Source organism: Acinetobacter sp. Ac8 (genome assembly GCF_055392545.1).
The window spans coordinates 4,365,979-4,379,199 of record NZ_AP043689.1 but is presented as its reverse complement, the minus strand read 5'-3'; the positions used below and the strand labels follow the sequence as shown (position 1 = coordinate 4,379,199).

Annotated in this window: 11 protein-coding genes; 10 read left to right on the top strand and 1 reads right to left on the bottom strand. The window is 36.8% G+C overall.

The window, feature by feature from the left end; all coding sequences use genetic code 11:
• Positions 1 to 90 precede the first annotated feature (90 nt).
• The 5 genes from tusA to ACZ5QH_RS20825 all read left to right on the top strand — a co-directional run bounded on the left by tusA (position 91) and on the right by ACZ5QH_RS20825 (position 6,252).
• Entirely contained in the window at positions 91 to 348 is a 258-nt protein-coding gene (gene tusA, locus ACZ5QH_RS20845) for a sulfurtransferase TusA (protein ID WP_004725563.1), read from the top strand.
• 242 nt (positions 349 to 590) lie between these two features.
• Complete coding sequence (locus ACZ5QH_RS20840) at positions 591 to 3,407, top strand: DUF2345 domain-containing protein (RefSeq protein WP_303576643.1); 2,817 nt, start codon at positions 591 to 593, stop codon at positions 3,405 to 3,407.
• On the top strand, positions 3,400 to 4,698 hold the full coding sequence (locus ACZ5QH_RS20835) for a hypothetical protein (protein WP_303576644.1): 1,299 nt from the start codon (positions 3,400 to 3,402) through the stop codon (positions 4,696 to 4,698). Before ACZ5QH_RS20840 ends, ACZ5QH_RS20835 begins: the two co-directional genes overlap by 8 nt.
• Before the next feature lie 7 nt (positions 4,699 to 4,705).
• Positions 4,706 to 5,068: a hypothetical protein gene (locus ACZ5QH_RS20830; RefSeq protein ID WP_227504302.1), complete on the top strand. Its 363-nt coding sequence runs from the start codon at positions 4,706 to 4,708 to the stop codon at positions 5,066 to 5,068.
• 605 nt (positions 5,069 to 5,673) lie between these two features.
• Positions 5,674 to 6,252 carry a hypothetical protein gene (locus tag ACZ5QH_RS20825; RefSeq protein ID WP_303576645.1) on the top strand — a complete coding sequence of 193 codons (579 nt, stop codon included), beginning with the start codon at positions 5,674 to 5,676 and terminating at the stop codon, positions 6,250 to 6,252.
• A 126-nt stretch (positions 6,253 to 6,378) separates the two neighbouring features.
• Here the strand turns inward: ACZ5QH_RS20825 and ACZ5QH_RS20820 are convergent, their stop codons facing one another.
• Positions 6,379 to 8,091, bottom strand: coding sequence for an electron transfer flavoprotein-ubiquinone oxidoreductase (locus tag ACZ5QH_RS20820; protein ID WP_303576646.1), 1,713 nt, complete (start codon positions 8,089 to 8,091; stop codon positions 6,379 to 6,381).
• A gap of 203 nt (positions 8,092 to 8,294) precedes the next feature.
• On the opposite strand from ACZ5QH_RS20820, the gene ACZ5QH_RS20815 reads away from it, so the two are divergent.
• From ACZ5QH_RS20815 to ACZ5QH_RS20795, 5 genes are all read left to right on the top strand, one after another.
• The gene (locus ACZ5QH_RS20815) at positions 8,295 to 8,906 is read left to right on the top strand and encodes a DUF1285 domain-containing protein (RefSeq protein ID WP_303576647.1); all 612 of its coding nucleotides are present in this window, start codon (positions 8,295 to 8,297) and stop codon (positions 8,904 to 8,906) included.
• 47 nt (positions 8,907 to 8,953) lie between these two features.
• Entirely contained in the window at positions 8,954 to 9,832 is an 879-nt protein-coding gene (gene murI / locus ACZ5QH_RS20810; protein ID WP_034616447.1) for a glutamate racemase, read from the top strand.
• A 107-nt stretch (positions 9,833 to 9,939) separates the two neighbouring features.
• Positions 9,940 to 10,956 carry a DUF4062 domain-containing protein gene (locus ACZ5QH_RS20805; RefSeq protein ID WP_096735246.1) on the top strand — a complete coding sequence of 339 codons (1,017 nt, stop codon included), beginning with the start codon at positions 9,940 to 9,942 and terminating at the stop codon, positions 10,954 to 10,956.
• Between the two features lie 99 nt (positions 10,957 to 11,055).
• Positions 11,056 to 12,066, top strand: coding sequence for a ferrochelatase (gene hemH, locus ACZ5QH_RS20800; protein WP_303576648.1), 1,011 nt, complete (start codon positions 11,056 to 11,058; stop codon positions 12,064 to 12,066).
• 20 nt (positions 12,067 to 12,086) lie between these two features.
• Positions 12,087 to 12,731, top strand: coding sequence for an MBL fold metallo-hydrolase (locus ACZ5QH_RS20795; RefSeq protein WP_262087153.1), 645 nt, complete (start codon positions 12,087 to 12,089; stop codon positions 12,729 to 12,731).
• Positions 12,732 to 13,221 lie beyond the last annotated feature (490 nt).

Sequence of the window (13,221 nt, the reverse complement as noted above, 5' to 3'; positions counted from 1 at the left end):
GTCATATTATAGATATATTGCAAGCCTTATTCATTATTTGAGTTTGTGTTAAAATTATTGATTGATTTCGCTTCTTTTTGAGAATAGATAATGTCTGAACCGATGCCTACAGCAAGCATTCAATTAAACACGCGTGGACTACGTTGTCCTGAGCCTGTAATGATGTTGCATCAAGCAATTCGTAAATCTAAATCAGGTGATGTCGTTGAAGTATTTGCAACTGATAATTCAACCTCTTGGGACATTCCTAAATTTTGTATGCATCTCGGTCATGAGTTGATTTTACAAGAAGAAGTACTAGATGATGCCGGGAATAAGGAATTTCACTATTTAGTGAAGAAAGGTTAAAAGATTATGATGGGTGGAAATCAGTCTATGTTATATGTAATGATTTCCCTTTTATTGATTTAAAAATATTGAAATTTATTTGGCCTGTTTTTAATGGCTAATAAATTTATGTTATATGCAATTTGTTGAATTTTAATAATTATATTGTGGATATTAAATCATTTTACAAAATTAAAAATGACAGAATTTTGACTTATGATTATAATCTAAACATATTTTTTAATAATAATTAACTCATTCAAATGAACAGCTTAGTAAATAGCATTTATAAAATATTGGATCAGCTTGGACTAAACGCACAAAAACGAGCTTTGCATATCCAATTTAGCAATACAGACTTAAACAACCAAGTCTTCTTACAACGTATCGATGGACAACATGGTCTAAACCAAGGTGTGTCTATTGAACTGATTTGCCTTGCCACCTCGGCTGTGATTCCGCTTAAACAATTCATTGGTAGCCAAGTGGCCATTGATCAAGTCACAGATCATGGACAACTGTTTCGTAGCACAGGCGTAATTACTGAGGCCGCACAAGGGCAAAGTGATGGTGCACTAACGCTATATAAACTCAAACTCGAAGATGCCACTTCACTGTGGTATAAACGCCGTAACAGCCGAGTGTTTATGAATAAGTCGGTTGTGCAAGTCATAGAAACCCTCTTTAAAGAATGGCAAGACAAAAGCCCACTCTTTGCCTCCAGTCTAAGCCTGGATAAAAGTGGACTGAAAAAAGACTACGATATCCGACCATTCATTATGCAGAGTAACGAAAGCGACTATGCATTTTTAACCCGCTTGATGCGCAGTGAAGGGATCAACTGGCTGATTGATGAAGCGCAATTGATTGTGCCTAGTTCTGCGACTCAAATTCAACCACAAAAACTGCGTTTGGTGGATGATAACAGTGAATACAAAGCACTAGAACGAAGAAAGATCCGCTTCCATCGCAGCAGTGCCACAGAACAACAAGACAGCATCACCAGCTTTATCGGACAATGTAGCTTACAACCCACCGCTGTCCACGTACAACGCTGGCAAGCAGATGTGTTAGAGCAAGAAGAAGGTGCAGGCAGTGTTCAAAGCAAACACCAACACAGTCAAAGCCAAAACAATGCCAGTCTTGGTTTAGAACAAGCTTGGCATATTAGCCCAGCTTGGATTCAAGACCTCAATGGTGAAGATCAAGCAACCGCTTCAAATAACAATCAAATTGAAAAGATCAACCAAAACCTCAGCCATTATTACGATGCCCAATCCAAACAATTTATATCCAACTCCACTGTACGTGATGCGCAAGTGGGGTACTGGTTTGAGTTAAACGAACACCCAGAAATAGACCAACACAATGGCTCAGACAAAGAATTTCTGATCACGTCAAAGACATTCTATAACCAGAACAACTTACCCAAAGACCTGAGCGAACAAATCAATCGCTTGCTCCAACAAAGCAATTGGGTAAACGAAAATAAAGCAGATTCAAATAACCCAGAACGCCAAGCCAATCAATTGGTACTACAACGCCGTAATATCACCACTGTTCCTGAATACCACCCACTACAACATCGTCCAAGTACCCATCCACAACGTGCCAAAGTGGTTGGGCCAAGTGGAGAAGAAATCCATGTCGATGAATGGGGACGTATTAAAGTTCGCTTCCTATTTACCAGAAATGAAGATCATAGTCATGATGGTGGAGCAGGGAGCAATGACAACGACACCGATTCCGCTTGGGTGGGTGTACTGACCCCGTGGGCAGGTGAAGGCTATGGTGCACGGTTCTTACCGAGGATTGGTGAGATTGTCGTGATAGATTTCTTTGATGGCAATATCGATCGACCATTTGTGGTGGGACGTATCCATGAAGCACAACGTAGCCCAACGAAATTTGATGACAAAGGCCAATTACCTGATACCAAAAAACTGGCGGGGATCAAAAGTCGAGAAGTTAAAGGCAGTGGCTATGGCCAACTGAGATTTGACGATACCACAGAGCAAATCAGCAGCCAGCTACAAAGTAGTCACGGTGCGAGTCAACTTAACCTCGGTAACCTGAGTCATCCTAAAGAAACCGAGACCAGTAAAGGACGAGGTGAAGGCTTTGAACTAAGAACAGACCAATGGGGTGCAGTGCGTGCAGGGCAAGGCCTACTACTCAGTACCTATGCTCAAGATTCAGCTTCAGGCAATCATCTCGATGCAACAGCCGCGAAAAGTCAGTTAGAAAGTAGTCTAAATAACTCTAAAGCCTTAAGTGAAGTTGCTAAGAATCAGCAAACGGATCCTTTAGAAAATTTAGATCATTTGAAATCGTTTATTTCATTTTTGGAAAAAGATGAATCCAGTGAAGCAAAAAGCCAAGCAGATACCTTTAAGCAAGCTCTCATGTTATTGGCTTCACCCAATTCGGTTGCGCTTGCTACTAATGAAGATCTACATCTTTCTGCCGATCGACAAATCTATGAAACTGCGGGTGATAGTATCAACCTGAGTACGCAAAAGAATTTAGTCGCACATGCACAATCAAAGATTAGTCTTTTTGCGGCACAAGAAGGGGCAAGATTATTTGCAGGGAAAGGTAAAGTTGAGATCCAAGCACAAGGCGATGGTGCGGATTTGATTGCACGTAAAGGTATTCAGATTATTTCAACTGAAGATAAGATTGAGATTAAAGCGGATAAGAAAATTATTTTGATTGCAGATGGTTCGCAAGTTGAAATTAGTAGTGCAGGTGTTTTACCGACCACTGCAGGTAAGTTTGAAGTCAAAGCTGGACAACATAAGTTTTTGGGTGGTGCGAAAGTTATTAGTTCTAGCATCAGCTTACCTAAAATAGGTGAAAAAAATGCATATGATTTGAAAATGCTGGTGAAAGATAATAATGGAAATATTAAGAGAAATATGAAGTATTACTTTTTCTTAGCGAATGGAAGTAAGGTAGAAGGCATAACAGATGATAATGGCTATACTAAAACAATAACAACAATTCAACCTGAAAAAGTGGATTTACATTTAATAAATGATGAGCTTATAAATATTGATGAGATAGATAATGGCTAATTACGATTTTTATCCATATGTTTCTTTGGAATCTAATGTTGATATTAATGATTTGAGATATTCATTGCGAGTTTATGATCCTGTTAAAAATATTAATTATTTAGACCAGAGTAATAATAAAATATCACCATATTCAAAAAATTTATTGATTAAGTCAACTAAGAATTTTAGAACTCACATTTTAAAAATAGTTGTCAATGATCCTGCTAAACTAAAAGAATGTATTTTAATTTTTGATTTATTTAGAATATCTAAGAGTGGTGCTGAAGTTCATGTTATTAAAAGATATTTGAGTGCAAACAGAATTGAAGAGTTTAGTTCTCAAAATAGATATAATGTTAAATTAGATATTGTTAAATATAAAGAAACAAACAATGTTACGAAACAGACACAACCTAATAATCCAAATATTGTGGAAGTGAATCTACCATCGAATAGGATTTTTATTGAAGAAAAATACCCTCCCGGTAATTCAAATGATCCTTTTACTAAAGAACGTGTTGAGACTAGTTTATATAGTAGAATTAAAGATCCATACCCAAATCAACGTAGTACATATTTGTGCGGGCCAGCTGCGTTCTTTTATTGCGTTTTAAATAGCAATAAGAAAATATATGCTAAAATAGTAAAAGAGTTATGGGAGAAGGGTGAGGTAAAGGTTAATAATCTTAATATAAAACCTTCTTTAGATGGTGCTAGAAAAGTGAATGGTTTCTATAAGGAGAATAAAGGTGTTAATAATAAAATAACATTAAATCCAAGAATTTCACCAGTAGATTGGATAACAATGGGGAGTTTGAGAGATTCAGAGAATTCAGTTTTTGATTATAATACAGCAGAAAGTCAGAATATTGTAGGTGATAGTTTTAATGGTTTTACGGCATTTACTCTACCATCAGATATGGAGCGTTGGTTAAAGAATATTGGTTATAAAATAGTATATACTGAAAGAAATTACAGTAGCCGTGTTGATAGCTTAATAAAAGCAAATGCATTTTCGATGCAAAATCATTATTTGATAGCATTAACAATGGGTGCTATTGTAGAAGGGCAGCCAGAAATTCCTCGATTTAGCAAACTTAAAGTTAGAGGTCCTTCACATTGGATTGTATTTACAGATAATATTAAAACAAAAAAAGGACAATTAATTACTTCCTCAACTCAACATAGTGAAATAGTATCAGCTTATTGTGCAACTTGGGGAAGTAATCAAAAAATTAAAGATCAAGAACTGAGTTTTTTTTCTAGTAATTTATATTGGTTTATTGTTGTTGAAAAGACATTGAATTAGGAAATTTATGAAAAATATATATTTACTTTTATTGTCAGCTTTTTTTATATTAGGCTGTAGTAATACTCCGACTATAACACCTGATAATTTGCCAAAAGCTTCAGTAGGAAAACCTTATAACGTTAAAATTGAAATTGAGAAAGTTATATTGGTTGATGACTTATTTGTTGATAGCAATATCACTAATGATTCTGGTTTGGTTTTAAATACTGGTGTTGGAGAGCCTCCTTATAGTGATAATACAATTGAAGTTAAAGGGACCCCCATTAAAAATGGAAAATATGAAATTATATTAGAGGGGCAGACTAGAAATGCATATGGCGGTAATATTAATTTTAGAAAAAAATATGATTTGATTGTTTTGCAGTAAATAAAATTAAGTAGGTTTTTAAGTAATGTATTTTTGTTTAAATAATCTTAATATGGTTGTTTAAATTAAGTCACTATTAATTATTGGATAAAGGGAAAAATTTTTAAGTATACAATTGATTTATATGGTTTTTTTAAAGCCAAGTTATTCAATTAGTGAAGATAAAGCCGTCATGTGTATTTATTAATGTTTTTTAGTATGCTGTATGAAAATTCTATGGTTGTATTGAAAATAATTTAGTTGTATTAGTAAGGCTAAAATGACTGAAAAATCTAATAATTAAAGTCGAGATACAGGATGATTTTAAAGAAAATTATTCGATTTTTGGTAATCACATTGTTATCGAGTTTGGTCGCTTGTAATTCGTCATCTGAGTCGATGAGTAAAAATGAACAAGAAATGAATGAATCTGATTATATTATTGGTGTTGTGGCTGGCAACCCTAGTGAAAATTTAATTAATAGTAATGCTAAGTTTTTTCACAATATAGTTTAGGCGCAAGTGTTGGATTTATACGACCAAAATTAAATGTAAATGAAGAAAGTAAATTAAATTTAAAAGATGGATATGACCACACAGTTTTAGTTTTTAATAATTTAGAAAATTTGGTTTTTATCTCAGATGCTAACTATCCAAAACAAGGCGTTACAGATATAGGTTTTGATATTAGTAATATAAAATCTAAAAAAATTAATGAAAAAAATAATTTTTTTTCTTATGAGAAAATTGTAAAGCAATTAAATAAAAATGGTTGGAAAGTCTTTTACTTCGAGTCTGAACCGAGAGTGTTTGGAAAACAATCATTTGAAGCCAATAATAAAATACCTAACTATCAGGGGAGTTTGGATGGGTTTTATTTGGATAGTGAGGAAAAATGGGAGAAGTATTCGAGTGCGTTAAAACGCCAGCCTCTTAGATTTTATAAAAATAATGTCATATTAACGATAAATTTTCGCGAATCTATTGATGAAGTAAAAATTCACTTGGATTTTATTACTTTTTTTTCTCACTATTTTTATCAATATGATGAGAAAATTAGAGATAAAGATTGGAAAGTGTTATTGAGTAAAGATTTAAATAAGTGGGAAAGAGAGAGACAAAGTACAGAAGTTAAAATGGAAAAACTAGGTCATGATATTAAAAAAGAATATCACAACCCAAATGTTTGGGATTTTTTAAAATAGAAAGACATAGATATAAATCATCGTTTTAATAATCTACATCTATGTAAGCAAACTTAAAAAACTATTAGCTTTGACATCGCTCTAACGAGATTAAATTAAAAAACCCGCCGAAGCGGGTTTATTGATTTACATATTCGGGTAGTTTGGACCACCGCCACCTTCCGGTGTTACCCATGTGATATTCTGAGATGGATCTTTGATATCACAAGTCTTACAGTGAACACAGTTCGCAGCATTAATCTGGAAGCGCTTAGAACCATCATCATTTTCCATAATCTCGTAAACACCAGCAGGGCAGTAGCGTTGAGCTGGCTCATCCCATTTTGGTAAGTTGACATTGACTGGAATCGAAGCATCGGTCAGCTTTAAGTGAGCTGGCTGATTCTCTTCATGTACGGTATTCGATACAAATACAGAAGATAAACGATCAAAGGTTAATTTACCGTCTGGCTTTGGATAGGTCGGTTTAAATGTCGCAGCATCTACAGTTTTTAATGCACTAAAGTCAGGTGCAAGGTCATGTAGGGTAAATGGCACTTTAAAGATATTTTGATCGATAAAGTTAAATGCACCACCCATCCATAAACCGAATTTATGCATTGCTGGACCAAAGTTACGCGAACGATGTAACTCTTCTTTTAACCAACTGTTGTTGAATTTGTCAGTATAGGCAGTCAATTCTTTAGCAAAGAAATCTTCGCCTTCAGCGACACGCGCAACCGCTAAATCACCACCTTTCTCATGACCCGCTTGGATTGCTTCGAATACAGCTTCACCGCACAACATACCCGATTTCATCGCAGTATGAGAGCCTTTGATTTTAGCAAAGTTTAAGAAACCTGCATCATCACCAATTAAGCAACCGCCTGGGAAGGTCAGTTTAGGTAGAGAGTTTAGACCGCCTTTAACAACTGCACGTGCGCCATAAGAAATACGCTTACCGCCTTCAAGATATTGCTTGATCAGTGGATGTGTTTTCCAACGTTGCATTTCAGCAAAAGGATACATGTGTGGATTTTCATAAGATAAATCAACAATCATCCCCAAGGTCACTTGGTTGTTTTCAGCGTGATATAACCACCAGCCGCCTGAAGAACCTGTTTCTGCCAAAGGCCAGCCTGAACCGTGCATCACTAAACCTGGTTTATGTTTAGCAGGGTCAATTTCCCAAAGTTCTTTGATTCCGATACCGTAATGTTGTGGATCAGCATCTTGATCTAAGTTGTATTTTGCAATCAAACGTTTACCAAGGTGTCCACGGCAACCTTCTGCAAAAATTGTGTATTTTGCATGAAGCTCGTAGCCGGGGGTAAAGTTATGCGTCGGTTCACCATCTTTACCAATACCCATATCACCAGTTTGGATGCCTTTTACAGAACCATCTTCATGATAAAGGATGTCTGAAGCAGCAAAGCCAGGAAAGATAGAAACTTCTAACTCTTCCGCTTTTTGACCTAACCAACGCACGACATTACCCAATGAAATAACATAGTTACCATCATTGTGCATGGTTTTAGGAACCATCCAATGCGGTGCTTCTTGTGACTTTTCAGCAGACATGAGGAAATAAGTTTTGTCCTCAGTCACAGGTACATTTAAAGGTGCACCTTGTTCTTTCCAGTCAGGGAAAAGTTCATTGATTGCACGAGGTTCAAGTACAGCACCAGAAAGGATATGCGCACCAACTTCAGAGCCTTTTTCAACCACACAGACGGAAAGGTCTGGAAGATTGTTTTCAAGAGCTAATTGACGAATTTTAATCGCAGCAGAAAGACCCGCAGGGCCTGCGCCTACGATCACTACGTCAAACTCCATCGATTCGCGTTCGATGTGTTCCATGTAGGACTCCTCATATTTCTAAGGGTGGCAACCGTGAGCATTTATTGGGAATTAATAAATCGGTGCTGCCATGAGTGTTCTAAAAATTCCGTGATACGAATTAACGCTCGTACCAATAATATATTTTGCGCTAGTATAGTTAGAAACCCTAATCTAGCCAATTGGCTGAGTCGTATTATTTTTAAGTCAGCAAGGCATAAACCATGGTAAATCAAAATAATTCAACATCAGCGGCTCAAAATCAGCCAGATTCTGATAATAAAAACTTAATGAGCATTGCACAATACTTAAAAGATGTACAGGCGGGTCACAAAAGGTCAATACCCCCTTTAGAGCAGTGGCAGCCAAAGCATTGTGGCAAAATGGATTTGACAGTAAAAGCCAATGGCGAATGGTGGCACGAAGGTCAATTGATCAAACGCCAAGCGCTTTTAGACCTGTTTACAAAAGTACTTTGGAAAGAAGACGGGAAGTTCTATTTAAAAACCCCAGTTGAACAGATTGAAATTCAAGTTGAGGATGAACCTTTATTGGTCAATCAAGTTGATCAGGTGAATCTCGATGGGCAGGTCTATCTACAAGTTACCACCACCAATCAAGACATTACACTGATTGATCCAGAACACCCTATTTTTATGCGTGAATATCAAGGTGAGTTAAGACCTTATGTACATATTCGTTTTGGGATAAATGCCTTGATTCAACGTTCTGCTTTTTTCCATCTGATTGAATATGGGAAATTGCTTGAAAGTGCACAAGGAGATACCATTTTATCTTTAGAAAGTGGTGATTTTCACTTGCAATTAGGGACTTGAGGTTTAATCTTGTTAATTATTTTTACCGTATGCCAATAGTGGATCAAATGAGCGCGATTCTTCCTCTCTCTCCTCTAGAAAATCCAATGCCAAAAGCCTTGGCAGATGCCCCGATTGGTATTTTTGATTCAGGTATCGGTGGGCTTTCTATTGCACAGGAAATTGCCAATTATTTACCAAATGAACGTATTGTTTATTATGCCGATACTGCACATGTCCCTTATGGCCCACGGACGGATCAAAATATTCGTGAATTAACTGCACAAGCAATTGAATGGTTATATCGTCAAGGTTGTAAAATCGCAGTTGTGGCATGTAATACCGCTTCAGCATTTAGTCTTGATTATTTACGTGATCATTATGGTGAAAACTTTCCTATTGTTGGGCTGGTGCCTGCTTTAAAGCCAGCAGTGCTACAAACCCAGTCTAAAGTGGTTTCCGTTTTGGCTACACCTGCCACTTTTCGTGGAAAATTGATCAAAGATGTGATGCAGCGTTTTGCAGAACCTGCCAATGTCGAAGTACTGACGATTACCAATCTTGAACTGGTTCCCTTGATTGAATCTGGACGTTATAACAGTTTGGAATGCAAACATAGCCTGCAAAAGGTTTTAGATCCAGTCATTGCCAAAGGTTCAGATTATTTGGTGTTGGGCTGCACTCATTACCCTTACTTAAAACAAAGTATTCAAGAATTATACGGCCCTCAGCTTAACTTAATTGATTCTGGATTAGCGGTTGCACGACAAACGGCGCGTATATTGTTAAAAAATGAGTTAATATCAAGTAGCTTGCAAGAAAAAGGGGTGCGTTTACAATGTTTTGTGAGTGGGGAAAATGCAAAACAATTAGAAAATGTCATCAAACATCTCATACAACCAAAAATTACATGGTCTGTAGAAAATATTGTTGAAAAACTCGGCTAATTCTTTCAATATTGAACAGATTTAATATATTTTCATAAGTGTAGGGCATATCCAACTTAAAGCTCATGGATGGATTTAAGTAGGGTGTGACAAGAATGGGTTAACCTATGCTCGATAAACGGTATCAAGTTTTTATTACAACATCTGGCAAAGAAATGCAGCCAGAACGGATGGTCGTATCACAAACCCTTATAGGGATGGGGTTTTTTTCTTGGGGATTAGAACAACGGACACCATTAAGTACCGCATTTGCACGTCGTCAGATAGATGACTGTGATTACGTTTTATTGTTGTTGGGGAGTCAGTACGGTGAACAATCTGTTTCAGGGGTGAGTTATTTACATCTTGAATATATTTATGCGGTGACCAAACAGAAACCAATTATTGTATTTATGCATGAGAGTCCTGAATTTCGCGAACCGCATTTAAAAGAAGAAAGTACGCTGCTAAAAGAAAAGTTTAATGAATTTAGACATCAACTACAAAAAGAAGTTGAGCAAGTCGTTACTTATCGAACTTTACGAGATTTAGAACTTGCGGTACGTTCATATATGCCACAAATGCTAGAACGTTATCCTGTCGTAGGATGGGTCAGACCTCAGAATATTCAGGTCTTACAAGATGAGATTGATCGTTTAAAAGCAAAGTTGGCACATGTTTCCGTAGAGCAAGGAAAAAAAGAAGCAGATCCATTTTTAACTTTACCCAAAGTTTCATTACATGAAGTGTTTAATTTTGATTATCGAATGCATGCCTATCAAGATGGTAATTTTAAAGAGTTATCGCCAGCGCGTGAGATGACATGGGCAGAGTTATTGAAAATCTTATCAGTTGAATTTAGACAACCGACGTCTGAGGATTTTTTCTCTAAAGTCTTAAATGAATATTTGAATAATACGGGTTTAACCGATGCGCAAGTGGTGATGCCACGTGCTCATGCTGTGTCTAGAGCGCAGATTAATGTGCGTTCCTTGCATACGATTAAGCAACAAGTCCGTCAAAATGAATGGATCATCCCTGTGGGGCGTGATGATCGTCAGCGTATGCTCTGGCAGATGACGGATAAATGCGTGAAACTGCTTGAAAGTTCACAACGTATTAGCAGCCGCTCTTCAATTTTTTAAGTTAAATAAATTGAGTGAGTTAAGATAAAAAATTTTGTTTAGATAAAGACTCTGTTAAGCTGATCATTCGAGATAAACTATTCTGTAAATCGGGTGAAAATGTCTTTATCTAAACCTAAAGTCCTGATTATTATTGCTAATTTAGGGACACCAAATGCGCCTACAGCTCCAGCTGTTCGGGCTTTTTTAAAGCAGTTTTTATCAGATCAGCGTGTTATCGAAATTCCCAAAATTTTATGGGCAATTATTTTAAATGCATTTGTTCTGCCTTTTCGACCAAAGCGTGTTGCCGAAGCTTATGCACAAGTCTGGTCAAATGATTCACCGATGCGTGAAATTCTATTTGAACAAGTTGAATCACTACAAAAAAAATTAATAAGTACCAATGCTGATTTAGATTTAGAGATTGTGCCAGCAATGACCTATGGGCGACCGGGTATTGATGCTGTATTGAATGATGCGAAAAACAAGCAGTATGACCATATTGTTCTTTTTCCGCTATTTCCTCAGTATTCTGCAACATCAACAGCCCCTTTATATGATGCCGTTGCACAATGGTTGTTAAAGCAACGCAATATCCCGGGTTTAAGTTTTATTCGAGATTATTATCAACACCCACTTTATATTCAGGCGCTAGCCAACAGTGTGCGTGATTATCAGCAGCAATATGGACCAGCCACTAAACTGTTGATGTCTTTTCACGGGATCCCACAGCCTTATGCAGATAAAGGCGATCCTTATGCAGAGCGTTGTCGTATCACTGCACTTAAGGTAGCTCAGGCGTTAAATTTAAAAGACGACCAATGGGCGATCAGTTTCCAATCCCGTTTTGGCAAACAAGAATGGGTAAAACCGTATACCGACCAGCTCTTGCAAGAGTGGGCAGCGCAAGGTGTTGAATCTGTTCAAGTGCTAAGTCCTGCATTTTCGGCAGATTGTTTAGAAACCTTGGAAGAGCTGGCGATTCAAAATGCTGAATTGTTTTTAAAGGCAGGTGGTCAACACTATGCTTACATTCCGGCATTAAATAGCCGTGCGGATCATATTGACTTATTTGAGCAACTTTTACAGACTCAATTGAATACACTCAAGTTTCATTTACAGGTATAGGGTTTTTTAGGAAAATTATCATGTTACAAGTCAAGATTGTACCCGTTACTGCATTTGCCCAAAATTGTTCTATTGTTTGGGATTCGGAAACCAAAGAAGCGGTATTGATTGATGCTGGTGGTGAGCCTGAGAAATTAAAACAAGAAGTTGAAGCATTAGGACTGACAGTCAAAGCATTGTGGTTAACACATGGTCATTTGGATCATGCAGGTGCGGTAGGTGCATTGGTCAAAGAATGGGATGTGCCTGTGATTGGTCCGCACAGAGAAGACCAGTTTTGGTTAGAAATGATTCAAGACGTATCTGCCCGTTATGGATTTCCAATTCCTGAGCCTGTTCATGTCAATCAATGGTTAGAGGGTGGTGAAAAGCTAAGCTTAGGGGATGAAGAGTTTGAAGTGCGTTTTGCACCAGGACATACACCAGGCCACGTCATTTTTTACAATGCCAAATATGGTGTGCTGTGGACTGGAGATGTGCTGTTTAAAGGTTCAATTGGTCGTACTGACTTTCCAAAAGGCAACCATCAACAGCTCTTGGATTCAATTCAGCGTGAATGTTTTACCCTGCCTGATGAAACTCAATTTATTTCAGGGCATGGTCCAATGAGTACCATTGGTTTTGAAAAACAACACAATCCTTTTGTGGCAAGTAAAGCGGGTTGAGTATTCACCGTCTGGCTTTATAGTAAAAATAAGAAATGAAAATGGTGAAGTAATCAATATTTTACTCACCATTTTTGTTTTAAATGTATAGTTTATTAATGATTCAACATTTTGTAAGAATCTGTAATAGTAACGTGAATGATCTGAGTGAAAACAGTTCATAGAACGATGCTATTTATGCTCATCTTTAAATAACTCTTGCAAAAGTTATTCATCTCATCATGGAAATAATATACGTGGAGAATGAGAAAATTAAAATTATGCTTCTTTCATAAGTCCTTTTTAAAACTATAAATCAACATAGGCTTCACGCTAGGGGAGATGGAACTTTCAATATCCATATGATTTGCTCAACATGATCATTTTTGATTTATGAAAGAGATCTATTAAATAGTTTAATAATAGTGGTGAATTGATTTGAATCATTTTACTTTACCATTTCCAATTTGATTAATAAGATGACTATTGCAAATAGAATTCCAATCGCGAT

What these genes read in the sequence shown, in the direction of transcription:
- tusA (WP_004725563.1), top strand. Translation starts at nt 91, where the DNA reads ATGTCTGAACCGATGCCTACAGCAAGCATTCAATTAAACACGCGTGGA.
- ACZ5QH_RS20840 (WP_303576643.1), top strand. Translation starts at nt 591, where the DNA reads ATGAACAGCTTAGTAAATAGCATTTATAAAATATTGGATCAGCTTGGA.
- ACZ5QH_RS20835 (WP_303576644.1), top strand. Translation starts at nt 3,400, where the DNA reads ATGGCTAATTACGATTTTTATCCATATGTTTCTTTGGAATCTAATGTT.
- ACZ5QH_RS20830 (WP_227504302.1), top strand. Translation starts at nt 4,706, where the DNA reads ATGAAAAATATATATTTACTTTTATTGTCAGCTTTTTTTATATTAGGC.
- ACZ5QH_RS20820 (WP_303576646.1), bottom strand. Translation starts at nt 8,091, where the DNA reads ATGGAACACATCGAACGCGAATCGATGGAGTTTGACGTAGTGATCGTA.
- ACZ5QH_RS20815 (WP_303576647.1), top strand. Translation starts at nt 8,295, where the DNA reads ATGGTAAATCAAAATAATTCAACATCAGCGGCTCAAAATCAGCCAGAT.
- murI (WP_034616447.1), top strand. Translation starts at nt 8,954, where the DNA reads ATGAGCGCGATTCTTCCTCTCTCTCCTCTAGAAAATCCAATGCCAAAA.
- ACZ5QH_RS20805 (WP_096735246.1), top strand. Translation starts at nt 9,940, where the DNA reads ATGCTCGATAAACGGTATCAAGTTTTTATTACAACATCTGGCAAAGAA.
- hemH (WP_303576648.1), top strand. Translation starts at nt 11,056, where the DNA reads ATGTCTTTATCTAAACCTAAAGTCCTGATTATTATTGCTAATTTAGGG.
- ACZ5QH_RS20795 (WP_262087153.1), top strand. Translation starts at nt 12,087, where the DNA reads ATGTTACAAGTCAAGATTGTACCCGTTACTGCATTTGCCCAAAATTGT.